18 protein-coding genes are annotated in these 23,201 nt (G+C 65.1%); 2 read left to right on the plus strand and 16 right to left on the minus strand.

Features of this window, described 5'->3' with window-relative positions; all coding sequences use genetic code 11:
* Positions 1–203: 203 nt before the first annotated feature.
* The gene (locus tag IAE39_RS23355) at positions 204–1,283 is read left to right on the plus strand and encodes a helix-turn-helix domain-containing protein (protein ID WP_201206892.1); all 1,080 of its coding nucleotides are present in this window, start codon (positions 204–206) and stop codon (positions 1,281–1,283) included.
* A gap of 122 nt (positions 1,284–1,405) precedes the next feature.
* Here IAE39_RS23355 and IAE39_RS23360 read toward each other — a convergent pair whose 3' ends face one another.
* From IAE39_RS23360 to IAE39_RS23435, 16 genes are all read right to left on the minus strand, one after another.
* Positions 1,406–2,239, minus strand: a complete 834-nt coding sequence (locus tag IAE39_RS23360; protein ID WP_236548791.1) for a helix-turn-helix domain-containing protein — start codon at positions 2,237–2,239, stop codon at positions 1,406–1,408.
* Between the two features lie 53 nt (positions 2,240–2,292).
* Positions 2,293–3,705 carry an aminotransferase gene (locus tag IAE39_RS23365; RefSeq protein WP_201206894.1) on the minus strand — a complete coding sequence of 471 codons (1,413 nt, stop codon included), beginning with the start codon at positions 3,703–3,705 and terminating at the stop codon, positions 2,293–2,295.
* 34 nt (positions 3,706–3,739) lie between these two features.
* Complete coding sequence (locus IAE39_RS23370) at positions 3,740–4,843, minus strand: polyamine ABC transporter substrate-binding protein (protein WP_201206895.1); 1,104 nt, start codon at positions 4,841–4,843, stop codon at positions 3,740–3,742.
* A gap of 285 nt (positions 4,844–5,128) precedes the next feature.
* On the minus strand, positions 5,129–5,830 hold the full coding sequence (locus IAE39_RS23375) for an NAD(P)H-dependent oxidoreductase (RefSeq protein WP_201206896.1): 702 nt from the start codon (positions 5,828–5,830) through the stop codon (positions 5,129–5,131).
* Positions 5,831–5,873: 43 nt separating this feature from the next.
* Positions 5,874–7,286: an aldehyde dehydrogenase family protein gene (locus IAE39_RS23380; protein ID WP_201206897.1), complete on the minus strand. Its 1,413-nt coding sequence runs from the start codon at positions 7,284–7,286 to the stop codon at positions 5,874–5,876.
* Positions 7,279–8,469 carry a pyridoxal phosphate-dependent aminotransferase gene (locus IAE39_RS23385; RefSeq protein ID WP_201206898.1) on the minus strand — a complete coding sequence of 397 codons (1,191 nt, stop codon included), beginning with the start codon at positions 8,467–8,469 and terminating at the stop codon, positions 7,279–7,281. Before IAE39_RS23385 ends, IAE39_RS23380 begins: the two co-directional genes overlap by 8 nt.
* Positions 8,470–8,493: 24 nt before the next feature.
* The gene (alr, locus tag IAE39_RS23390) at positions 8,494–9,723 is read right to left on the minus strand and encodes an alanine racemase (protein WP_201206899.1); all 1,230 of its coding nucleotides are present in this window, start codon (positions 9,721–9,723) and stop codon (positions 8,494–8,496) included.
* 34 nt (positions 9,724–9,757) lie between these two features.
* Positions 9,758–11,365: a 5-guanidino-2-oxopentanoate decarboxylase gene (locus tag IAE39_RS23395; protein ID WP_201206900.1), complete on the minus strand. Its 1,608-nt coding sequence runs from the start codon at positions 11,363–11,365 to the stop codon at positions 9,758–9,760.
* On the minus strand, positions 11,358–13,475 hold the full coding sequence (locus tag IAE39_RS23400) for an acetate--CoA ligase family protein (RefSeq protein WP_201206901.1): 2,118 nt from the start codon (positions 13,473–13,475) through the stop codon (positions 11,358–11,360). Before IAE39_RS23400 ends, IAE39_RS23395 begins: the two co-directional genes overlap by 8 nt.
* Before the next feature lie 17 nt (positions 13,476–13,492).
* Positions 13,493–14,641, minus strand: coding sequence for an acyl-CoA dehydrogenase family protein (locus IAE39_RS23405; RefSeq protein WP_201206902.1), 1,149 nt, complete (start codon positions 14,639–14,641; stop codon positions 13,493–13,495).
* Between the two features lie 33 nt (positions 14,642–14,674).
* On the minus strand, positions 14,675–15,469 hold the full coding sequence (locus tag IAE39_RS23410; protein WP_201206903.1) for an enoyl-CoA hydratase/isomerase family protein: 795 nt from the start codon (positions 15,467–15,469) through the stop codon (positions 14,675–14,677).
* Between the two features lie 359 nt (positions 15,470–15,828).
* Positions 15,829–17,235 (minus strand): amino acid permease, encoded by a 1,407-nt coding sequence (locus IAE39_RS23415; protein WP_201206904.1) that lies wholly within the window; start codon positions 17,233–17,235, stop codon positions 15,829–15,831.
* A gap of 217 nt (positions 17,236–17,452) precedes the next feature.
* Entirely contained in the window at positions 17,453–19,705 is a 2,253-nt protein-coding gene (locus IAE39_RS23420; protein WP_201206905.1) for an ATP-binding protein, read from the minus strand.
* Positions 19,702–20,478 carry a substrate-binding periplasmic protein gene (locus tag IAE39_RS23425; RefSeq protein WP_201206906.1) on the minus strand — a complete coding sequence of 259 codons (777 nt, stop codon included), beginning with the start codon at positions 20,476–20,478 and terminating at the stop codon, positions 19,702–19,704. The genes IAE39_RS23420 and IAE39_RS23425 overlap by 4 nt, the downstream gene beginning before the upstream one ends.
* Entirely contained in the window at positions 20,475–21,191 is a 717-nt protein-coding gene (locus tag IAE39_RS23430; RefSeq protein WP_201206907.1) for a response regulator, read from the minus strand. The genes IAE39_RS23425 and IAE39_RS23430 overlap by 4 nt, the downstream gene beginning before the upstream one ends.
* A gap of 74 nt (positions 21,192–21,265) precedes the next feature.
* Complete coding sequence (locus tag IAE39_RS23435; RefSeq protein WP_201206908.1) at positions 21,266–21,910, minus strand: TetR family transcriptional regulator C-terminal domain-containing protein; 645 nt, start codon at positions 21,908–21,910, stop codon at positions 21,266–21,268.
* Between the two features lie 129 nt (positions 21,911–22,039).
* Between IAE39_RS23435 and IAE39_RS23440 the strand changes: the two genes are divergently transcribed.
* Positions 22,040–22,786, plus strand: coding sequence for an enoyl-CoA hydratase (locus IAE39_RS23440; RefSeq protein ID WP_201206909.1), 747 nt, complete (start codon positions 22,040–22,042; stop codon positions 22,784–22,786).
* The last annotated feature ends 415 nt before the right edge of the window (positions 22,787–23,201 follow it).

Genomic DNA, 23,201 nt, shown 5'->3' on the forward strand with positions numbered 1-23,201 from the left:
CTGCCGGCGCGGCGTGGTGGCGCGTTGGGCCGCGCAGCGGCCCCGGCAATTATGTGCCAGAGCAAAGATCTTGGGGCCGCTGCGCGGCCCATCGCGACACAAGGCCGCTCCTACAGGGACTTGCAAATCGCTCAGGGTCGTCAACCAAAAGTTGACAGCTTGGGTATACTGGCAGGCTCTTGCCCAGATCAGGACACCTGCCGATGTTGGAAAACAACTTCGCCTTCCGCCTCAAGGAACTGCTCGAGCACCACAAGCTGACCCTGCAAGCCGTGGGCACGGCGCTGGGTATTTCGCGCACCGCGGTGCACAAGTGGACCCGCGGCGGCGAGATCGACTACGACAACCTGCGCAAGCTGGCCGACTTTCTCAAGGTCAACTGGATCTGGCTGCGCTACGGCGACGAGGCCCTGCAGAACATCCAGCAACCGCAAGTGGTCGAGCTGCCGATGACCGACCTGCGCCGGCGCCTGACCGCCGAGATCATGGAAAGCGAAACGCGCATGAAGCTGGCCCAGGAAGGCGCGCGCATCGTCACCTGGGAGTGGAACCTGATCAGCGACGAAGTCACCTACTCGCCCAACGTCGAGCAGGTGTATGGCTGGCCGGTGCACCACAACGAAGACTTCTGGAAGCACCTGCCGGCGGAAGATGTGGCGCGGATGCAGGCGATGTATGCCGAGACGGTGGAAAGCGGCACCAGCTGCGAGTGTGACTTCCGCCTTACCCGCCCTGACGGCACGCTGTGCTGGATTTCCTCCCGCGCCACCGTGGTACGCGACAGTGCCGGGCGTTCGGTGAAGATGGTCGGCATCAGCATGGACAACACCGAACGGCAAGTGGCGCAGCAGGCGCTGAGGCAAAGCGAAGAACGCTTTCGGGCGATTTTCGAGCTGGCCTGGGGCGCCCTCGCCTACATCGACCCGAACGGCACCTGGCAACGGGTCAACAGCAGCCTGTGCGACATGCTTGGCTACCGAGCCGAAGAGCTCTACGCCACGACCTTCCAGCACATCACCCACCCCGACGACCTGCCGCTGAACCTGCAGCTGCTGCAACGCATGCTGGCCGGTGAAACCGAGCGTTACGAGGTGGAAAAGCGTGTGCGGCACAAGAATGGCGAGTACATCTGGGTGCGCGCACGCACCTCGCTGCAACGCCACGACAATGGTGAGCCGGAACACTTGATCAGCGTGTTCGAAGACATCAGCGCCGAGCGCCAGGAGCATGAGCGGCTGCAGGCGCATATCGCCGCGCTGGAGGCTCGCTTGGCGGCCTCGTGACATACCCCAATTCTGAAAACTGATGCGGTCCCTGTGGGAGCGGGTTCACCCGCGAAGCAGGCGCCGCGGTGGATGGCACGGGCTTCGCCCGTGTTCGCGGGTAAACCCGCTCCCACAGGGTCCTAGCTTTCCAGGTGATCGCCACGCAGCCAGTCAATAAACCGCGCAAACAACTCCGACTGCGAATTGATCTCCAGCTTCAGGTACAGATTCTTCCGGTGCATGCGCACCGTCTCCGGCGAAATGCCCAGCTCCAGCGCAGTGGACTTCACCGAGTGCCCACGCAGAATCATATGCGCCACTTCCCGCTCCCGGTCGGTCAGCACCTGGCAACCAAAGCTGTCAAAAGCCGCCTGCAAGCTGCCGCGCTCGGCTGAAACAGTACCGGGCTCCAGATTATGCCGGGCATAGCGCCCCAACAGCTCGCGCACCATCGGTTCCAGCGCACGCAGCAGGTCCACCTGCCCGGCGCTCAGCGGGGTGCCACTACAGCCCTGGAACAAGCTCAGCGACAACTTGCGGCCAGCGCTGAGGTCGACGATGTAGTAGCTGTCTTCACTGCAACCGGTGCCCAGGTAATAGGCTTTGTAATAGTCACTGTCGAAGAAGTTGTCAGGGGCGATTTCCTGCAGGTGGTAGAACCCCTCGGCCAGGCCGCTTTGCACCGCCAGGCAGAACGGGTCGAGCAGGTAGCCGGCGCTGAAGTAGCGCTCCAGCACGGCAGCGCGGTGCAGCTCGGGGATGCCTTGCTGGTACAGCAACTGCGGCGCCCGCCCCTGGCACTCAAGGCTGATCATCATCGATTCAACCTGCACCAGCTGGCCAATGGCGGCAGCCACATGCACCAGCGCCTCGGGTGTTTCGCTATGCGCCAGTGCGCGCTGCAGCGCCGCATGCCATTGCTGCAGCGCGCCCACGGTCAGGGTAAGCGGGGTGTCGGGAGAGGCCTGGGTCATGCCCGGCAGTCTAGCCTGCCAGGCACGCCCGCGCACAGCCCTTTGCGCCAGGCTCATCGGCCCTGGTACAGGCCAAGCGCGGTCAGTTCCCGCGCGGTTTCGATGATGCACTGGCGCAAGGTATCGACGATCTCGTCCACCTGCGCATGGGTGATGATCAGCGGCGGCGACATCACGTTCAGGTGCATGATCGGCCGCACCAGCAGCCCCTTGGCCTGGGCCTTGCTGTGGATCCGCTCGCCGATGTTCACCTCATCGGCAAACAGCGCCTTGCTGGCCTTGTCGGCAACGAATTCGACGCAGGCCATCAGCTTCATGCACCGCACATCCCCCACCAGCGGCAGCTCGCGCAGGCTCTGCAAGCGTTGCTCCAGGTAGCTGCCAACGTCCTTGACGTGGTCGAGCAAGTGTTCGCGTTCGATGATTTCGATGTTCTTCAGCGCCGCCGTGCAGCACACCGGGTGGCCGCTGTAGGTGAAGCCGTGGGTGAAGCAGCGGCCCTTGCCCGGCTCGGCAATCACCTGCCAGATACGTTCGGAGAAAATGCACGCCCCCAACGGCAGGTAGGCCGAGGTCAGGCCCTTGGCGGTGGTGATGATGTCCGGGGTAACGCCAAACAGCTCCTCGCTGGCGAAGAAGGTGCCCAAACGCCCGAACGAGGTCACCACTTCGTCGGCGACAAACAGGATGTCGTAGGTCTGGCACAGCTGCCACATGCGCAGGAAGTAGCCCTTGGGCGGAATGATCACACCGCCCGAGCCCATGATCGGCTCGGCGAAAAACGCCGCCACGTTGTCGGCGCCCAATGAGAGGATCTTGTCCTCGAACTCGGCCACCAGGAAGTCGAGGAACTCGGCCTCGTCCATGTCATCCGGCGCGCGGTACGGGTTGGGGTTGGAGACGTGGTGGATCAGGTCGTGGTGATAATCGAACTCCGGCACCCGATCGGCGGCCTTGTTGCCGATCGACATGGTCAGGGTGGTGGAGCCGTGGTAAGCGTTGTAGCGGGCGATGATGTGCTTCTTGTGCGGTTTGCCGCGGCAGTTCTGGTAGTACTGGATCAGCCGGTAGGCGGTATCGACTGCGGTCGAGCCACCGGTGGTAAGGAACACATGGTCGAGGTCGCCCGGGGCCAGTTGCGCCAGCTTCTGGCACAGCGCGATGGCAACGTCGTTGGCCATGTCCGAGAACGGGTTGGAATAGGCCAGCTGCCGCACCTGATCGGCGATGGCCAGGGCCATTTCCTCACGGCCCAGGCCAATGTTGGTGCACCACATGCCGCCAACGGCATCGAGGAAGCGGTTGCCGTGGGTATCGCGGATGTAGGCGCCTTCACCGGCGACGATGTTCAGCGCACCTTGTTCGCGGTGCTCGTCGAATACATGGTAGCCGTGCATGTAGTGGGCCTTGTCGGCTTCCACCAGCGGGTCGTGGGCAATGGCGAATGCTTTGCTTGGGGTGGCCATGGGTAGCTCCTTGGCGGGAATCGTTGGGCAGTGTTCAGAAACCGGTCTTGACCGTGCTCCAGACCCGGGTGATGGCACGCATGTCCTTCGGGCTCTGGGTTTTCTGGGCGAACAGGCGTTCGCGGGTGGACGCGTCGGGGTAGATGGCCGGGTCCTGGCGGATCTCGTCACGCACCAGCGCCGTGGCAGCCGCGTTGCTGTTGGCGTAGTGGATGTAGTCGGTGACCTTGGCCATGGTCTGCGGTTGCAGCAGGAATTCGATGAAGCGGTGGGCGTTGGCCGCGTGCGGCGCATCCTTGGGGATGTACAGGTTGTCGAACCAGATCAGCGAACCTTCCTGGGGGATGAAGAACGACAGCTTGATGTCCTTCTTCGCTTCCACCGCGCGGGCCTGGGCAGTGGCGTAGTCACCGGACCAGGTCAGCGCCAGGCAGACATCGCCGTTGGGCAGGCTGGTCAGGTAGTTGACCGAGTCGAACTTGCGAATGTACGGGCGGATGCCCAGCAGCAGTTGTTCGGCGGCCTTGAGGTCGGCTGGCGAGGCGCTGCGCGGGTCCTTGCCCAGGTACTGCAGGGCCAGCGGGATGACTTCGGTGGGTGCGTCCATCAGCGTGACGCCGCAGTCGGCGAAGCGCGAGACGATTTTCGGGTCGAACAGCATGGCCAGCGAGCCGATCGGGGCATCGGGCATACGCGCGTTGATCTTGTCGACGTTGTAAGTCACCCCCGAGCTGCCCCAGGTGTAGGGCGCCGAGTATTTCAGGCCGGGGTCGTAGCCTTGCAGGTTGTTCACCACCTGCTGGTCGAGGTTGTGCCAGCTGGGCAGTTGCTGCTTGTCCAGCGGCTGGAACACCCCGGCGCTGATCAGCGGAGGCACCAGGGATGCGTTGAGCATGACCAGGTCGTAGCCGGAGCGGCCGGTGAGCAGTTTGGTCTGCACCGTTTCGTAGCCGTCGAAGGTGTCGTAGATGACTTTGATGCCGGTGGCCTTCTCGAAGTCGGCCAGGGTGGTTTCACCGATGTAGTCGGTCCAGTTGTACAACCGCAACGTGTTACTGCTGTCCACCTCTGCTGCCTGGGCCAGGCTGACGCCTGACACCAGCAGCAGGCCACCGATCACCTTCAGTACCTTGCGCATGGCAACTCCATCGTGTGAATGCTCCGGATCGAGCCGATGGGGTCACTATCGGGGGAATTGCGGAGGGCGGACATACCCCGAATGTGTGGGTGGTCGTTTTCAGTGCATGCTCTCAAGGCCGATGCGGTCCCTGTGTAGGAGCGGCTTTAGCCGCGAACACCGGCACAGCCGGTGCCATCCACCGCGCCGGATTGTTCGCGGCGGTTCGACGCCTCGATAAACCCGCTCCTACAGGGACCGCGTGCAGCTCGAGGGCGGCGGTGAGCCTGCCGGACCGCGTTCGGCTCAGGGGAGCGGGTAAAGCGCCTCATCGAACTGCGCCAGTCGCGGGAACACCAGTGGCTGGTCATCGGAGAGCTGCTCCAGGCGCTGCCGGTACTGATTCAGGAAGCCCTGCCGCGCTTCATCGCTGATATACGGCACATGCCAGGCCACAAACGGCGCCAGCACGTCAAAGCCGACATAGGCCAGCGTGCCACGCAGGATCGGCCGCAGCATGTCCTCCAGCGGCCCGTGAATGGCCCCCTCGCCAAACATGTGCTCGCGCCCGCCCAGGGTCACGGTCACCAGCGCCTTCTTGCCGGCCAACCCACCCTGGTCGTAGAAGCGCTTGCCGCCATAACACACCCCCGACACCAGCACCCGGTCGATCCAGCCCTTGAGCATGGCCGGCGCCGAGAACCAGAAGACCGGGAAGTTCAGCACCAGCAAGTCCGCCCACAACAGCTTGTCCAGCTCCTGCTGGATATCTGCGGCAATGGCGCCGCGCTTGACCCCCTGGCGCTGCTCCAGGGCATACACCAGGTACTCGGGGTTTTCGCGCTGGCTGAAGTCGGCGGCACTGGCCACCGGGTTCCAGCCCATGGCGTACAGGTCGCTGACCTGTACCTGGTGGCCTTGGGCGCGGAAGGTTTCCACCGCCTGGTCACGCAGGGCAGCGGTGAACGATTGCGGCTCGGGGTGAGCGTGGACGATCAGTACATTCACAAACATTCTCCTCACACAAAACAGGTTGTCTTGTCGCTGTCACTCAGCACTGCACAGCCTTGATCTCGGCGAACTCCGCCAGGCCCTCTTCGCCCCACTCGCGGCCGTTACCCGACTGCTTGTAGCCGCCGAACGGCGCCTGGTAGTTGAAGCCTGCCCCATTGATGAAGCACTGCCCGGCGCGTATCTGCCGCGCCAGGGCCAGGCCCTGCTCGCGGCTGCCGGCCCACACTGCGCTGGACAGCCCAAACGGCGAGTCATTGGCCAGCGCCAGCGCCTGCGCTTCGTCGGTATAAGGAATCAGGCACAGCACCGGGCCGAATATTTCCTCCTGGGCAATGCGCATGCGGTTGTCGACATCGGCAAACAACGTCGGCGCCACGTAGAAGCCGCGCTCGAAGCCACCGCCATCACCCCCGCACAATAAGCGTGCACCCTCCTCCTGGCCCAGACGAATGTAATCGAGCACCGTGCGCCGCTGCCCGGCGGAACACATCGGCCCAAGGAAGCTGCCTGGGTCGCGCGGGTCGCCCATGACCAGGGCGCAAGTCTCGGCTTCGGCAATTTCCAGCGCCTCGGCATAACGGCTGGCCGGCAGCAGCATGCGGGTCAGCGCCGTGCAGGTTTGCCCCGAGTTGATCATCACGTCCTGCACACCATGGCGCACGGCCGCATGCAGGTCGGCGTCGGCGGTAATCAGCAGCGGCGACTTGCCACCCAGCTCCAGGCACACGCGCTTCACCGTTGGCGCTGCCGCCTGCGACACCCGTACCCCGGCGCCGGTCGAGCCGGTGAACGAGACCATGTCCACCTGCGGGTGCCGGGCCAGCGCCTCGCCAACCTTGGCCCCCGGGCCGCTGACCAGGTTGAACACCCCGGCAGGCAGGCCGATGGCCTCGATCATCTCGGCCAGCAAGAACGCGTGCAGCGGTGTTTCCTGGCTGGGCTTGACCACCACCGTGCAACCGGCGGCCAGCGCCGGCGCCAGCTTGCCGATCAGCTGGTGCAGCGGGTAGTTCCACGGGTTGATGAACGCGCACACGCCAACGGCCTCGCGGTACACCAGCGAGTTGCCGACTTCGCGTACCTGGTCCATCAGCCCGGCCAGTTCGGCATATTGCGCAAGCCCCACAATCGGGCCTTCGACCTGCACCGACTGGCACCACTGCACCGGCATGCCCAGTTCATCGGTGATCACCGAGGCCATGTCTGCCACGCACTGCTTCAGTTGCGTGGCCAGTGCCCGAATGTACCCCGCACGCACGCTGGACGGCGTACGCGACCAACCATCAAAGGCCCGACGCGCCGCCATCACCGCCCGCTCGACATCGGCTTCATCACCCAACGGCACGCGGCCGATGGCCAGCTCGCTGGCTGGGTCGATCACCTCGGCCATGCCCTGCCCGCTCGGCACCTGCCAGGCGCCGTCGATGTACAGCCGCGCATACTCACGCATCGGCCTGCTCCCGCATCAGTTCGGCGGCACAGCGGGCGATGCGCTGGCAGGCGTCGGCCAAGGCCTCGGTGCCCAGCACCAGGCCCAGGCGGATGTGCCCGGCGGCACTGGGGCCGAACGCCTCGCCGGCCAGTACCGACACACCCTGGCTGTCCAGCAGGCGGTCGGCGAAGGCTTGGGCGCTAAGGCCGGTCTCACGGATATCGACCATCACGAACATGCCGCCATCGGGCTTCAGGGCCTTCAGCCCCGGGCAGCCCGCCAACTGCTCGCACACCCGGTCACGGCGCTGGCGATAGGCCTCGCGCATGGCCTCAAGCTCAGGCAACTGCTGCTCCAGCGCTACCACGGCGGCGTCCTGGATAAAGTCCGGCAAGCCATACAGCATGCACAGGGCGAGGTTTTCCAGGTGCGCGGCCAGCTCGGCCGAGCCAACCACCCAGCCCACCCGCCAACCGGTCATGGCATGCGACTTCGACAGGCTGTTCAGCGTGGCGGTGCGCTCGGCCATGCCCGGCAGGCTGGCGGGGCTGACATGTTCGCCTTCATACAACAGCTCGCTGTACACCTCGTCAGAAATCAGCCACAAGTCATGGGCAATGCACAGCTCGGCCAGCGCCTCCCAGGTGGCACGTGGCAGGCTTGCCCCCGAAGGGTTGTGCGGGCTGTTCAGGGCCAGCGCGCGGGTGCGCGGGGTGATGCGCTCGGCAACGTCTTGCGGGCAGACACGAAAACCGTTCTCCGGCTTGACCGGCACCGGCACCACCTTGGCACCACAGGCACCGAACACCGCCTCGTAGGTTACATACATCGGTTCGGCAACGATCACCTCGTCACCCGGGTCGAGCACGCACTGGGCCACGCAGAACAGCGCACACTGCGCCCCTGCCAGTACCGTCACCTGGTCGGCGCTCACGGCCTGGCCGCTGCGTAGCCGGTGGCGGTTGGCGATGGCCTGGCGCAGCGCCTGCTTGCCGCGCACATCGGCGTAATGGGTATGGCCGGCCTGCAGGCTGTCGATGGCCGCCTCGACGATTGGCGCGGGGGTGTCGAAGTCCGGGTCACCCACCGACAACAGCAGGATGTCCTTGCCCTCGGCCTGCATGGCCAGGGCACGGTAATGGATGTCCCAGGCAGCAGCCCCGTCGCCGGCGATGCGTTGGGTGAGCTTGGCGTAGCGCATGGCTATCTCCCTTCAATGGCGGTTTCAGTCGACGAGGATCTTCGGGTTGGCGCTGCCCCACACGGTGTACAGGTCGGCGAGCAGCGCGTCGTTGATTTCTTCCATCTCAGCCTGGGTTATCTCAGCCCCGGCCTGCTTGCCGAACAGCACCACTTCGTTGCCACCTTTCACATCCGGGAAATCGGTGACATCGACCATCAGCGTGTTCATCGAGACCTTGCCCACCACCGGCACGCGATGGCCGTTGATCAACACATGGCCCTTGTTGGTGAAGACCCGGCGATAACCGTCGGAGTAGCCGACGGTAATGTTGGCCAGGCGCGAGTCGCGGGCCAGGGTGAAGGTGCGGTCGTAGCCGACGGTGTTGCCGGCCGGGTAGCTGTGCACCGCCGCCACGTGCGACTTGAACTGCATGGCACGTTTGTATTCGGTGCGCTCCGGCACGGTGTCACCGAACAGCGCGCCACCGGTACGCACCATGTCCAGGCGCGCTTCCGGCACCTCCAGGGTGGCGAACGAGTTGGCCGCATGCAGGGTGAGCTTGCTGCGGTCCAGCTTGGCGTGCTTGATCAGCCAGTCGGTCTGTTCGTTGAACGCCGCCAGACCCTTGCGTACATCGTCTTTGTCTTCCACGGCGAAGTGGGTCATCAGCGCGACCAGCTTGAGGTGCTTCTGGTCGGTGATCTGCAGCGCTTCGCCACGGCCGGACCAGGTGGCCATTTCTACGCCGTTACGGCTCATGCCGCTGGAGTTGAGCGCCATGTGGATGCGCAGGGTCTTGCCGTGGCGGGCGGCAATGGCATCGACCTGGCGGGCGAACTCGGCGCTGCCGACCAGCTCTTCCATGTCGTACTGCAAGGCGTCCTCCAGCTCGCTGAGGCTGGCCAGGCGTACCCGCACCAGTTGCCCGGTAAAGCCGCTGGCGCGGACCACGCGGGCCTCTTCGTTGCTGGCCACCGCCACACAGGGCACGCCCTGGGCAATGATCGACGGCATCACCAGGCCGATGCCATGGCCGTAGGCGTCGGCCTTGAGTACGGCGCACAGTTTGGACTTGCCACCCAGCTCGGCCTGCAGGGTGCGGATGTTGTGTTGCAGGGCACTGGCGCTGACTTCGACCCAGGCGTTGCTGTTTTGCACGGTCAGGACATTGGTGCCGTTGTCCATCGACAGCGGCGGTGCAGCATACAGGGGGGCCTGGCCGGTGATCAGCAGCGCCAGGGATGCAGCCAGCAGGGTACGGCGAAATGGCATGGTGGTTTCTCTTGTTATTGTGGTTGTGCGCGGCTTAGCAGACGCAGGTGTGTTTGAGTTCGATGAAAGTCACCCCGGGGGTGGCAAAACCGCTGGCCAGGTCGGCCTGCAACGCGTCCAGGTCACGCGGCTGGCGCACCGCGCAACCGAAAGCGCGGGCCAGGCCGATGAAGTCCGGATTGCGCGGCAGTACGCCGACCGGCTCGATATCCAGGCCGAGCATGTCGTCGCGGATCTGGCCCAGGGCGTCGTTGTTCCACAACAGCACCACCAGCGGCCGGTCCAGTTCCTCGACTGCCGTAGCCAGTTCCTGGGCGGTGTAGAGGAAGCCGCCGTCGCCGACCAGCACCAGGCCGGGGCGGTGGTCCGTGGCGAGCATGCCGCCGATGCCGGCCGGCAGGCCGTAGCCGAGGGTGCCGTAGCCGGTCGGGTGCAGCCAGCTGCGCGGCGCCCGGCTGGCGAAGGCGTAGTTGCCGGTGTAGGCCAGCTGGGTCATGTCGCTGCTGATGAAGGCGTCGTCGGGCAGTACGGCAGCAATGCGGTCCAGAATCGCCTGGTGCGTGGCCTGCAACGGTGCATGGCCATTGCGGATGGCCTGGCGCAGGTTGGTCACCGCCTCACTGGCCTGGGCCGGGTCGCGGTTCAGCTCCGGCAGGTGTTCGAGCAGGCCGACGAGGGTTTGCCGGGCGTCACCGTGCAGGGCAATACCGCAGGGGTAGAAGTCGTTGAACTTGCGCGGGTCGATATCCACGCGCAGCAGCTCGCCATTGAGCGGCAAACGCTCACGCCAGTAGTCGGTGTCAGCCATTTCGGTACCCACCGCCAGCACCACGTCGGCCTGGCTGATCAACTGCCAGCCGGGCTCCACGCACAGGCTGGAGCCGGCATTCAGGGGGGCGTCCGGTGGCAGCAGGCCTTTGCCGGCCACGCTGGTGAACAACGGCGCAGCCAGGCGGGTGCTCAGTTGCTGCAACTGTTCCGCCGCGTGCAGTGCACCACCACCGGCAATGATCATCGGCCGCTTGGCAGCGGCCAGCTTCAGGGCCGCCTGATCGAGGGTTTCCCGGCACGGCTGGCCACGCCCTGGGCGGCGTACCACGTCATGGCTCCAGTCACGGCTGACCGGCGCAGCCAGCACGTCCAGTGGCACGGAGATATGCACCGGGCGTGGGCGCTCGCTGTCGAACACCGCCCAGGCCCGGGCGATCAGCTCGGGCAGGTCCTCGCCACGCAGCGCCACGGCGGAGAACGCGGTGATCGGCGCGGTCATGGCGCGCTGGTCCTGGGTTTCATGCAGGCAGCCCCAGCCCTTGCCCAGGCTGGCGGTGTGGTTGACGCTGGAAATCACCAGCATCGGCACCGAGTCGGCGTAGGCCTGGCCGATGGCGGTGGCGGCGTTGGTCACGCCCGGGCCGGTAATGACGAAGCACACGCCCGGCTTGCCACTGACCCGGGCGTAGCCATCAGCCATGAAACCGGCGCCTTGCTCGTGGCGGGTCAGCACGTGACGGATGCCGCTGCCCGGCAGCCCACGGTACAGTTCCAGAGTGTGCACCCCCGGGATGCCGAACACGGTTTCCACGCCGTAGTTGCCCAGCAGGCGCACCAGCGCCTGGCCAGCGGTCAGGGTCAGGTCATTCATGTGTTTCTCCTTGCGCCTGGCCGAGGCGGATCAGCGCGTCGACCGCGGTGGTGCCATGGGCACCGACCATCAATGGGTTCACATCCAGTTCCAGCAGCTGCCCGGCGTTTTCGCAGGCGTAGTCGGCCACCGCACGGATGGCCGCGACCAGGGCGTCGAGGTCGGCAGCCGGGCGGCCCCGGAAGCCTTGCAGCAGGCTGGCACTGCGCAGGTTCAGCAGCGCCGCGCGAATGGCGCTGTCGGTGGTGGGCAGCAGCAGGCTGACGCTGTCTTTCAACAGCTCGACCAGCACACCGCCGGCGCCGATCACCAGGGCCAGGGCGAAGTCGTGCTCGCGCTTGATGCCAACGATCAGCTCGGCCAGCGGTGGCTCGGCCATCGGCTCCAGCAGCACCTGGTCGAACGGCACCTGCGGGGCATAGGCGCCAATGCGTTGGCGCATCTGTACCAGCGCGGCTTCAAGGGCGACGGCATCGCGCAGGTTCAGCGCCACCGCGCCAGCTTCTGTCTTGTGTGGCAGTTGCGCGCTGACGGCCTTGAGCACCAGCGGGTAGCCTACCTGGGCAGCGTCGGCAACGGCGCGCTCAGGGGTGCTCAGTACGCCTGCCGGCACCGGCAGGCCGAAAGCGCGCAAGGCTTGCTTGGATTGCCACTCGTCCAGCAGGCGGGTTTCACCGGCAAGGGCCTGCGGGAACAGCGGTACCCGTGTAGCCTCGCCCTGCGCCAGTAGCTGCGAGCGGTTGCGCTGGTAGGCGACAATGCGGCCCCAGGCCGCCATGCCGTCTTCCACACCCTGCAGGGCAGCGATGCCGCGTGCATGCAGGCGCTCGCGCGCGCTGGCGGGCAACAACTCCGGGAAGGCCGAAGTGACGAAGCCGATCTTGCCGTGGCGCTCCAGCGCATCGCAGTACAGAGCCAGCAGCAGGTCACACTCCTTGCGCTCGCCAGTGAACTCCGCCGGGTAGTCCAGCACCAGCATGGCCGCGTCGCCAGCACCGCCCAGGGTACTGTCGAGCATGCGTTGCAGGGCCGCTTCATCCCCCCAGATGGCGGTAGTGAAGTCCAGCGGGTTGACCAGGTTGGCATAGGCCGGCAGCACTTCGGCCAGCGTCGCTACCTGCGTTTGGGCAAGCTTCGGCAGGCTCAACCGGTTACGCTCGGCGTAGTCGGCGATCAGGCCGGCATCGCCGCCCGAACAGGCCAGCGCGATCAGCTCGCCGTCTGCCGGCAAGCGCCCACAGGCGGCCGCTTTAAGGGTTTCGACGAAGCTCACCGGGCCGCTGACGCGGATCACCCCCAGGCGTTGGAACAGGCTGTCGTACAGGGCATCGGAGCCGGACAGCGAACTGGTGTGGCTGAGCGCCAGCTCGGCACCGATCTGCGACACACCGGTCTTCAGCGCAATGATCGGTGTGCCCTGCTGCAAGGCCTTACTGGCAGCACGGGCGAAGCCCGGCACGTTCTTCAGGCCTTCCAGGTGCAGGCCGATGGCCGTCACCCGTGGGTCGTCGAGCAGCACGTCCATCAGTTCGGCTACGCCCAGTTGCGCCTGGTTGCCGACCGAAGCCATGTAAGCCACCGGCAGCGAACGGTCGCTCATCGACAGGTTGTAGGCGAAGTTGCCGCTCTGGGTGAGGATCGCCACGCCCTTCTCCACCTGCTGGCCGCCATGCGCTACCGGCCATAGCGCAGCGCCATGCAGGTAGTCGAGCAGGCCGTAACAGTTGGGGCCGAGCAAGGCCATGTTGCCGGCGGCATCGAGCAGGCGCTGTTGCAGTTGGCGGCCCTCCTCGCCACTCTCGGCAAAGCCCGAGGCATAGCAGATGGCGCCACCGGCGCCGCGTGCGGCCAACTCGGCAACGCACTGCAAGGTCAGCTCACGGTTGGTGGCAATGAACACCGCGTCGGGGGCGTATGGCAAGTCGGCCACCCGTGCCACGCAGGGGATACCTTCGAGGCTTTGGTGCTGCGGGTTGACCAGCCACAGCTCGCCGCCAAAGCCACCTTCGGCGCAGCGTTTGAGCGCCCGCGCCATGCTGCGCCCGCCCACGAAGGCCAGGTGCCGGGGCGCCAGCAGGCGCTTGAGGTTGTCACGTATTGATTGCGACATGGGGGTTCTCCTGGCAATCAGCGCAGCAGTTCGCGGGCGATGATGTGCCGCTGGATCTCCGAGGTGCCTTCCCAGATGCGTTCGATACGTGCGTTACGCCAGATGCGTTCGACCGGCCCCTCGTCCATCAGGCCCATGCCGCCGAAGATCTGCACGGCTTCATCGGCCACCTTGCCCAGTGTCTCGCTGGCGAACAGCTTGGCCATGCCGGCCTCGCCGTCGGTCATGCTGCCCTGGTCCATCTTCCAGGCGGTGTGCAGGGTGAGCATTTCTGCAGCACGAATCTGCGTGGCCATGTCGGCCAGCTTGAACGACACGCCCTGGTAGCTGCCGATGGCCTGGCCGAACTGTTTGCGGTCGGCGGCCCACTGCAGCGACAGGTCGAGCGCACGCTGGGCCTGGCCCACACAGTTGGCCGCAACCATCACGCGGCCAGCCGTGAGCCAGGCGTTGGCCACTTCCCAACCCTTGCCGACTTCGCCCAGCACCTTGCTGGCCGGTACCCGGCAGTCGTCGAAGAACAGTTCGTAGGTGTGGTAGCCACGGTTGCTCACGCACTTGGGGCCACGGCGGATGGTCATGCCCGGGGTGCCACGGTCAACCAGCAACGCGGTGACCGCATTGCGCTTGCGGCCGTTGTGCTCGTAGGTGTCGGTGACGGCGAAGACAATGGCGAAATCGGCATGGCCGGCGTGGCTGATGAAGTGCTTGCTGCCGTTGATGACAAAGTCATCGCCCTGGCGCACGGCACGGGTCTTGATGGCATTGGCATCCGAGCCGGCACCGGGTTCGGTGAGGGCGAAGCAGTCGGTTTTCTCGCCCTGCACGCACGGCAGCAGGTAATCGTTGATCTGCTCGTCCTTGCAGGCCATGAGGATTTTCGACGGCCGCGCGACGAACACGTGCAAGGCCCAGGACACTTTGGACAGCTCGCGCTCGATCAGCGCTTGGGACAGGTAGTCCAGGCCACCGCCGCCGACTTCCTCGGGCATGTTGAAGGCATAGAACCCGGCAGCAATGGCCTTGCCGCGGATCTGCGCGGCCAGCTCTGGCGACACGGCATCGGCGCGGTCCACCGCTTCCTCGTGGGGCAGCAGCTCCTTGGCGACAAAGCTGCGTACCGCTTCCACCAACATTTCTTGTTCTTGGGTCAGTTGGAAATTCATCTGCGAAGGTCCTGGTGAGGGTCGGGTATTGGCTTACTGGCCGGTGAAACGGGGTGCGCGGCGTTCCATCGACGCTTGCAAGGCTTCGGCGCCATCCTGACTACGGCCGCACAGCAGGCCGGCCTGGCGTTCGGCTTCCAGCTGTTCGGCCAGGGTGCGGCGGGCGCCGTCGCGGATCAGTTGCTTGGTCTGCGCGTAGGCAAAGGTCGGGCCGTTGGCCAGGCGCCCGGCCAGCTCGGCGGCAACAGCGGGCAGTTGCTCGTCGGCGCAGACTTCGCTGACCAGCCCGGCGGCCAGGGCACGTTCGGCGCCCCACAGTTCGTCAAGGAACAGCAGCCGCTTGGCCTGCTCGCTGCCGATCAGCCGTGGCAGGTGCCAGCTGGCGCCGGCATCGGGGCTGTAGCCCATGCTGGTGTAGCCGGCCTTGAAGCGTGCCGACGCCGCCGCGATGCGCAGGTCGCAGCACAGGCTGAGGTCCATGCCACCGCCCACGGCGGTGCCGTTGATGGCGGCAATGGTCGGCTTGTCGAGGCTGTGCAGGCGCAACATCAGGGCGTGGGCGGTTTCGGTCCAGCCGTAGCTTTCCAGGGTGCCCTGGGCTTCGGCCGCGGCCCATTCGGCCAGGTCGGCACCGGCGCAGAAACTGCGGCCGCTGCCGGTCAGCACCACCACGCGCACGGCCGGGTTGGTGTTGCAGGTTTCCAGCAGCGCGTGCAGTTGCTTCAAGGTGGGGATATCCAGCGCGTTGCGTTGCTCGGGGCGGTTGAGGGTGATCCAGGCAACGCCGGCTTCGACCTTGCTCAACAGTGACGACGACGGGGTGGTCATGGGGGGCCTCGGGGTTGTTGTGATGGTTATGGGGAGGGCTTGATGAGGGAGATACTAAACGAGTGTTCAACAAGGCGGCAATTGGTGGGAAATGGGCCTGTAACAGACCTTGAAATCTATTTAAGTCATTGTTTTTAAATAGCTTACTTAGTTTGTTCAGGGTTGGTTGCGCGGCGGTTGTTACAACTTTGTACAACTGTGAGATTGTCGGGGGCGCTTTGCGCCCCTTTCGCGACGCAAGGCCGCTCCTACAGGGGGAACGCATAGAGTCTCAAGCTGATGCGGTCCCTTGTAGGAGCGGCCTTGTGTCGCGATGGGCCGCAAAGCGGCCCCCGGCAATATTCAGCCAGACACAGCAATCAAACCCCAGGCGCACTCGGCGCAAACGCCCCCTGCCGACGACGGTTGACCAGGTAATACGCCGCATAGCACAGCGCAATAAAGCCAAAGCCCCAGTACAGCGACGGCCGCTGCGTCTCATCCAGCGCCAGGAACACGAACAGCGAACTGCACAGGGTGATGCACAGCAGCGGCACCAGCGGATACAGCGGCGCGCGGTACTTCAGGTCGTGCAGCTGCCCGCCGTCACGCAGATATGCCTTGCGGAACCGGTACTGCGCCAGGGCGATGACGATCCAGGTCACCGTGCCCGACATCCCGCTCACCGCCATCAACACCATGAACAGCGTGTCTGCGGCGACAAAGCTGGTCATCAGCGAGATCAACGCAAAGCACAGGGTGATGCTCAGCGCGCGCAGCGGTACGCCACGTTTGCTCAGCGGCGACAGGCTTTTCGGCGCCATGCCGCTCTTGGACATGGCCCAGAGAATGCGCGTGGAGGCATACAGCCCGGAGTTGCCCACCGAAAGGATGGCGGTAAGGATGACGAAGTTCATAAGGTCAGCGGCGTAAGGGATGCCGACCATGTCGAACACCTGCACGAAAGGGCTTTCCATCAGCCCGGCCTGCTCGTACGGCACGATGGCCGACAGCACGGCAATCGCCAGCACGTAGAAGATCAACACACGGAACACCACGTTGCGCACGGCCCGCGGAATGCTCTTTTCCGGGTGCTCGGTCTCGCCAGCCGCCACGCCCATGATCTCGCAGCCCTGAAAGGCATAGACCACGGTCATCATCACCGCGAACACTGCCGACAGCCCATGGGGGAACAACGACTCGCCCACCAGGTTGTTCAGCATCGGTGCCGGTGCGCCGCTGCTGAGCGGGATGGCGCCGAAAATCACCAGCAGGCCGATGACGATAAAGCCAAGGATGGTCGCCACCTTGATCCCCGAAAACCAGTACTCGGCCTCGCCAAAAGCACGGGTGGCCAGGGCATTGAGGCCGAACAGCACCACCACGAACAGCGCCGACCAGTACCAGATCGGCACCTCCGGGAACCAGCGTGTCATCAGCATGCCGGCAGCGGTGAACTCCAGGCCCACGGTGGTGGCCCAGCTCATCCAGTACACCCAGCCGATCATGAAACCGGTAGCCGGGCCGATGAACTTGGTGGCATGGGCCTGGAACGAGCCAGACACCGGCATCTGCACCGACAGTTCGCCCAGGCAGACCATTACCAGGTACATCAGCAGGCCAGCCACCAGGTACGCCAGGATCGCACCCACCGGCCCACCCTGGTTGATGGTCACGCCCGAGCCCATGAACAGGCCAGTGCCGATCACCCCGCCCAACGACAGCATGAAAATGTGCCGGCTTTTCAGCGCACGGGTCAGCTGGATTTTCTCGTGAGTGTCAGTCATGGCGCACCTCGCCGTTGCGGCGGGTGCAAGGCCACGCGACGGTGCCGCGCGGAGTGGTGTGCAGGAGGGGCTGAGTGCTACGGCATGTCATTATTGTTGTCTCCAATAAGCCTCATGGACCGCGTGCGACGCGGTTGCCATGGATTATTGGAAACGGATGTAAGGTGCCGTTGTACGAACGGATCGAAGATGTAAAAAGTCGTAAGTTTTTTGTACGTCAGCTCTGGATCAGCTGTTCCAGGGTGGTACGGGCCTGCGCCAGCTGGCCGGCCAGCGGCTCGCCGAGCGCTTGCAACGCCTGGGCGTCGTGCTGCCGGGCGGCGTCTTCGAGGCCACGTAACAACGCCGCCAGCCCGGAAAAGCCCAGCGAATCACAACTGCCGGCCAGGCGGTGGGCCAGGTGCTGTACTTCGGTAAAGTCCTGGGCCGGCAGTGCCTCGGCCAGCGCCGTGGCGTGCTGCTCCAGCGACTGGCGCAGCACCGTCAGCAGGCCCTGCAGCTTCTGCTCACCCAGCAGCGAGCGGTGGGTGTCCAGCAGTGACCAATCCATATGTGCGTCAGCGCCCGCCACTGCACGGGGGGTGACCTCGGCCAACGCCTGGCGCAGGTTGGCCAGCCGCAAGGGTTTGGCCAGCACCCCCTGCATGCCGGCGTCGAGATAACCCGGCACTTGCCCCGGCTGCACGCCGGCAGTCAGCGCCAGAACCCGGCTGTGGCGGTTCGGCCCCGGCGTGGCGCGCAATTGCCGGCACAATTCCACCCCGTTCATGCCTGGCAGGTGCACGTCGAGCAGGATCAGGTCGAAGCGCTGCAAGGCACAGGCTTGCAGGGCCTGCCCGGCATCCTCGGCAAAGCTTACCCGGTGGCCCTCGCGCAGCAGCAGGCCGCCTGCCACCTCGCGGTTCAGCGCCACGTCTTCGACCACCAGGATATCCAGGCTGGGCAACGGCAACGGGGCCACTGAACGGGTCGGTGCGGGTTGCCCACACACCATGTCGAGTTCGAACCAGAAGCAGCTGCCCTGCCCTTGCACGCTGTTCAGGCCGATGCTGCCACCCAGCTTTTCCACCAGGTGCTTGCAGATCGCCAGGCCCAGCCCAGTGCCGCCATAGCGCCGCGCGACCGCCTCGCTGGCCTGGACGAAACGGTCGAAGATCCGCGCCTGCACCTCGGGTTCGATGCCAATGCCATTATCACTGACCGACAGCCGCAAGCGCTGCGAGGCCTCGCTGCTGGCCAGCACCTGCACCTTGAGCTGCACCTGGCCGTGCTCGGTAAACTTGATGGCATTGGCCAGCAAGTTGCTCAGCACCTGGCGCAGGTACTGCTCGGCACCGTGCTGGTAGCCGGCCAACTGCTCATCGATCACCAGCTGTAAGGTATCGTCATTGTCCATGGCCATGGGTTCAAGCAGCGCCAGCACTTCCTGGCACAACTGGCGCAGCGAAAACCCGACCAGTTCGGCGCGGCTCTCGCCCTCTTCAAGCCGGGCGAAATACAGCACTTCGTTGAGGATCGCCAACAACCCCTCGCCGGCCTTGTACAAGGCTTCGACGCGCTGGCGGTCGGCTGCCTGCAGCCGGGCACCACGCAGCAACTCGGCCATGCCGAGGATGCCATTGAGCGGTGTGCGCAACTCATGGCTCATGGTTGCCAGAAAGCGCGACTTGGCCAGGTTGGCAGCCTCGGCGTCGTCCTTGGCGCGGGCCAGGCTGGCGGTACGCCGCTCGACCATGGCCTGCAGTTCGTCACGTTTGTCCTGCAACGCCAGGCGGTCGCGCTCGCGCCGTTCGCTATCACTGAGGATGGCCCGGCGCATCTCATCCAGCGCGTTGGCCACCGTGTCGATTTCATCCGCGCGCGCCGAGGGGCGACGGCCCAGGCGTAGCGGTTCCTGCCAGTGGCCGGCGCCGATACGGCGGGCGAACTCGGCCATCACCTGCAGGTGGCGGGTGACCAGGCGGTAGAACAGCCCCGACAATGCCACCGCCAGACCGCACAGGAATACCCCCATCCACAGCAGGCTGGCGAGGCCGGTGGCGTACAACCGGCGGTGTACCGCACCGAGGTCGATGCTGACCTCCAGCTCGCCCAGGTGCCTGGCCGGCCCTGACGGAGGCTGGTAATCCAGCGGAAAACGCTCGATGCGCAACGGCCCCTTGGGCTCGGCCTCGCCGCGCAACAACTGGAAATCATCGCTGACCAGGCGCACCCGCGCCACGTCGGAAAAGTCCACCAGGCCACGCAGTTGCACGTCCAGCTGCGCCTCGTCCAGGTCCCACAGGCTGCGCTCCAGGCTGGCCAGGTAGCCGGCGCGGATCAACGCCATGCGCGCCTCGATATCACGCATCTCGCGGCGGTATTCGAAGTACAGCTGCACCGAACTGGCCAGCACGGTGAAACACAGGCTGAACAGCAGAATGAACAGCAACAGCCGGCGCAACAGGCCATCGGTGCGCAGGCGGATCATCGGGCATCCGCCGGCAGGTTGATCATGTCACGGTAGGTGACTTCGCTCTGTTCCAGCCAGCGCTCTATCTCGCCGGCCTGGTTCATGCGCTGCAGCTGTGCGTCGATTTCAGCCATGTGCTGGCTCAACGGCGATTGCCGCGACACGGCCACGCGCAGGTAGTCCACGCTGAGCGCGGTGGGCAAGGCGCGTATGTCCTGCGCGCCGGGCAGGTGCTCGATGAACAGCAGGCCGGTGCGCCGCTCCTGGATCACGTAATCGATGCGCCCGCGGATCAACTTGCCAAAGTTCTGCTGGCTGGACGACACCCGCTCGATGTTCTGGTGGCGGGCGACAAAACGGTCGAACTCGGCGCCGTAGCTTTCGCCATACAGCAGGCCGCCGCGGTAGCCGGCCAGGTCCTCGAGCTGCTGGAACTGCACCGGCCGCTGGCGGTTGTAGAACACCGCCACTTCCTCGCGCAGCACCGGCACCGTGGAAAAGCGCATGCGCTGGTCGCGCTGGTCGCTGTTATAGGCCAGCACCACGTCCACCCGCCCGGCGGCGGCGTCCATCAGGCAGCGCTTCCAGTTGCCCAGCACCACGGTTTGCACCGGGTAGCCCATACGGGCGAACAACTCGCGCACCACGGTTGGCGCCACGCCACGTACCTGGTGGCCGTCGCTCCAGGAAATCGGCGGGTACACCGGGTAGTCGCAGTAGCGCACCGGCTCTGTGGCACTGGCTTGCGCTGCGAGCAACGCCAAGGCCAGCAGCCAGGCGCGGCAGGTCATGCCGCCACGCTGGCGGTGAACAGGTAGCCGGTGCCGTGGATGGTGATGATCAGTTGCGGCTCGGCCGGGTCGTCGTGCAGCTTGCGCCGCAGGCGGCCGACCAGCACGTCGATGGAGCGGTCGTTGGGCACCCATTCGCGGTTGCGGATCTGGTCCATCAACTGGTCACGGCTAAGGGTGTGGCCGCTGTTGCGCAAGAACACGCTCAGCAACTGGAACTCGCCGTGGGTGAGCAGGGTTTGCCCGCCACGGGCATCGATCAGCCGCCGGCGGTCGGTGTCCAGCGCCCAGTCGGCGAACTGCTTCAGCGATTGCGCGCAGGCCGGTGCCGGGTGTACTTCGCGGGCATGGCGCACGCGGCGGATCAGGTTCTTGGCGCGCGACACCAGCTCGCGGGGGTTGAGCGGTTTGATCACGTAGTCATCGGCGCCGCATTCCAGGCCGACAATGCGGTCGATGTCGTCGTTGCGCCCGGTGATGAGGATGATGCCAACCTCCGAACGCACGCGCAGTTCGCGGGTCAGGGTGAGGCCATCCTTACCGGGCAGGCGGATGTCCAGCAGCACCAGGTCAACGTCCTGGCTGCCAAGCAGGGCTTCGGCCTTTTCTGCGGTGTCGGCGCAGTGTACGTCGTAGCCTTCCTGGGACAGATAGGCCTGCAGCAAGTCACGAACAAGCGGATCGTCATCGACGATCAATACCCGAGGCGTCATTGCGTGTTGTCTCTTTTTTATTGGTGTTGTTCTACACACTCGCGACAGCAGCGTACTCGTTACTGAACGGGTGATCAACAGCCCTCGGGCAGGCTGAAGCGCCGCCTGCCGCCAGCCTGCAGGCCGTCGACCCAGGCTTCGCAGATGACCACGCCCTGCTCAGGGGTGAAGGTGCCGGGGTTGAGCCCCGACTCCAGCCACAGGCCATCGAGCAAGGCACTGAGGCTGATGGCCGCCAGGTCGGCATTGAAGCCCTGCCAGCCTTCCTCTTCAGCCAGGCTGGCCAGCAGGCGGCAGAGTTCGTTGCGATACTCGCCGTATGAGTGGTCGTGCACCTGGTTGATTGCCTCGGCGGTTTTCACCGCGCCCCAGAACGCCAGCCAGGCATCGAGCAATTGCGGGTCGAGCAACTCGCTGCAAAACGACGCACGGAAGAACGCCGACAAGCGCTCGCGCGCATTGGGTGCAGCCTGGGCCATGGCCTCGCGCAGCAGGCCCATCACCCGGCCGGTGACGGCCATGTAGGCGTCGGCCACCAGTTCATCCTTACCTGCGTAGTGATGGCTGATCAGCCCCACCGAAACCCCGGCCTCGGCCGAGATCTTGCGGATGGACGCGCCCTGGAAGCCATGGCGTTTGAGGCACACCAGTGTCGCCTCGACCAGGTTGGCTTTGCGCAGTTCCGGCAGCATGCGGTGGTAGCGGGCTTCCTGATTCATCGGCGGGTCTCTTGTCTGGGGCTGGCGGTAACAGGCTGGACTGAACGACTGTACAACAAGCCGGACCGCATGATAAACCCTGAGCACCCATGCCCGACCGGGCCAACCACAACAACAAAAGCGGCTGCCATGAACGACCTGATCATACGCGACCTGGACCAGGGCCTGCTGACCCTGGCCTTCAACCGCCCCGACAAGCTCAATGCGCTGAACAATGCCATGTACCAGCAGTTGGGTGACCTGCTGCTGGCGGCAAGTGAAGACCCCGCCGTCGAAGTCATCCTCATCACCGGCAACCCGCAGTGCTTTACTGCGGGCAACGACCTGCGCGATTTCCTCGACAACCCGCCCAGTGACCTGGACAGCCCGGTGTTCCGCCTGATGCGCGTGGTCATGGGCCTGGACAAGCCATTGATTGCTGCAGTCAGTGGTGCCGCGATCGGCATCGGGGCCACCTTGCTGTTGCACTGCGACCAGGTGCTGGTCAGCCGCTCGACCAAGTTGCGCATGCCGTTTGCGCCCTTGGGGGTGTGCCCGGAGTTCGGCTCCAGCCTGCTGCTGCCGCGCTTGCTGGGCCAGGCCCGTGCTGCCAGCTTGCTACTGGGCAACACCTTGCTGGATGGCGAGCAGGCGGTGGCCTGGGGGCTTGCCAATGCGCTGCACGAAGATGGCGAACAGTGCCTGGCAGCGGCACGCACGCTGGCGCGGCAGCTGCAAGGGTATCCGCAGGCGGCGTTGCGGATCAGTAAGCGCTTGCTCAAGGACAGCCAGCGGGCAGAGCTGGAGGCGACGGTAGCACGCGAGAGCCGGTTGTTTATCGAGTGCTTGCGTAGCGAAGAGGCGCGCACAGTATTGCGCTCACTGATCAAGGATTGACTGGTCTGACGCGGTCCGTTGCGGGATCAATTGTCTTGCTCAGAATCTGAAAGCTTGTTCAATCTTTGTGGGAGCGGCCTTGTGTCGCGAAAGGGCCGCAAAGCGGCCCCAGAAATTTTTCGGTGGCGCAAAGATCCCGGGGGCGCTGCGCACCCCTATCGCGACACAAGGCCGCTCCTACACTGACCGCGTGAAGGCAACCGGGGCCATGCGCTGCGTCGGCCGCTTACCCATGGCTGCAGGTCAACGTGTTCGATGTAGGAGCGGGTTTACCCGCGAATACGTCTGTGGATTTGACGACGCATTCGCGGGTGAACCCGCTCCTACACCGTGAAGGCAACCGGGGCCATGCGCCGCGTCGGCCCTTACCCATGGCTGCAGGTCAACGTGTTCGATGTAGGAGCGGGTTTACCCG

Origin of the sequence: Pseudomonas sp. S37, from assembly GCF_016658545.1 — a bacterium.
Lineage (GTDB): Bacteria > Pseudomonadota > Gammaproteobacteria > Pseudomonadales > Pseudomonadaceae > Aquipseudomonas.

Bases quoted from the DNA above. Each gene is read 5' to 3' on its own strand.
- IAE39_RS23385 (WP_201206898.1), bottom strand. From the start codon at position 8,469: ATGCGCTACGCCAAGCTCACCCAACGCATCGCCGGCGACGGGGCTGCT.
- IAE39_RS23380 (WP_201206897.1), bottom strand. From the start codon at position 7,286: ATGCGTGAGTATGCGCGGCTGTACATCGACGGCGCCTGGCAGGTGCCG.
- IAE39_RS23400 (WP_201206901.1), bottom strand. From the start codon at position 13,475: ATGTCGCAATCAATACGTGACAACCTCAAGCGCCTGCTGGCGCCCCGG.
- IAE39_RS23405 (WP_201206902.1), bottom strand. From the start codon at position 14,641: ATGAATTTCCAACTGACCCAAGAACAAGAAATGTTGGTGGAAGCGGTA.
- IAE39_RS23360 (WP_236548791.1), bottom strand. From the start codon at position 2,239: ATGACCCAGGCCTCTCCCGACACCCCGCTTACCCTGACCGTGGGCGCG.
- IAE39_RS23425 (WP_201206906.1), bottom strand. From the start codon at position 20,478: ATGACCTGCCGCGCCTGGCTGCTGGCCTTGGCGTTGCTCGCAGCGCAA.
- IAE39_RS23430 (WP_201206907.1), bottom strand. From the start codon at position 21,191: ATGACGCCTCGGGTATTGATCGTCGATGACGATCCGCTTGTTCGTGAC.
- IAE39_RS23420 (WP_201206905.1), bottom strand. From the start codon at position 19,705: ATGATCCGCCTGCGCACCGATGGCCTGTTGCGCCGGCTGTTGCTGTTC.
- IAE39_RS23355 (WP_201206892.1), top strand. From the start codon at position 204: ATGTTGGAAAACAACTTCGCCTTCCGCCTCAAGGAACTGCTCGAGCAC.
- alr (WP_201206899.1), bottom strand. From the start codon at position 9,723: ATGCCATTTCGCCGTACCCTGCTGGCTGCATCCCTGGCGCTGCTGATC.
- IAE39_RS23395 (WP_201206900.1), bottom strand. From the start codon at position 11,365: ATGAATGACCTGACCCTGACCGCTGGCCAGGCGCTGGTGCGCCTGCTG.
- IAE39_RS23410 (WP_201206903.1), bottom strand. From the start codon at position 15,469: ATGACCACCCCGTCGTCGTCACTGTTGAGCAAGGTCGAAGCCGGCGTT.
- IAE39_RS23370 (WP_201206895.1), bottom strand. From the start codon at position 4,843: ATGCGCAAGGTACTGAAGGTGATCGGTGGCCTGCTGCTGGTGTCAGGC.
- IAE39_RS23440 (WP_201206909.1), top strand. From the start codon at position 22,040: ATGAACGACCTGATCATACGCGACCTGGACCAGGGCCTGCTGACCCTG.
- IAE39_RS23365 (WP_201206894.1), bottom strand. From the start codon at position 3,705: ATGGCCACCCCAAGCAAAGCATTCGCCATTGCCCACGACCCGCTGGTG.
- IAE39_RS23415 (WP_201206904.1), bottom strand. From the start codon at position 17,235: ATGACTGACACTCACGAGAAAATCCAGCTGACCCGTGCGCTGAAAAGC.
- IAE39_RS23435 (WP_201206908.1), bottom strand. From the start codon at position 21,910: ATGAATCAGGAAGCCCGCTACCACCGCATGCTGCCGGAACTGCGCAAA.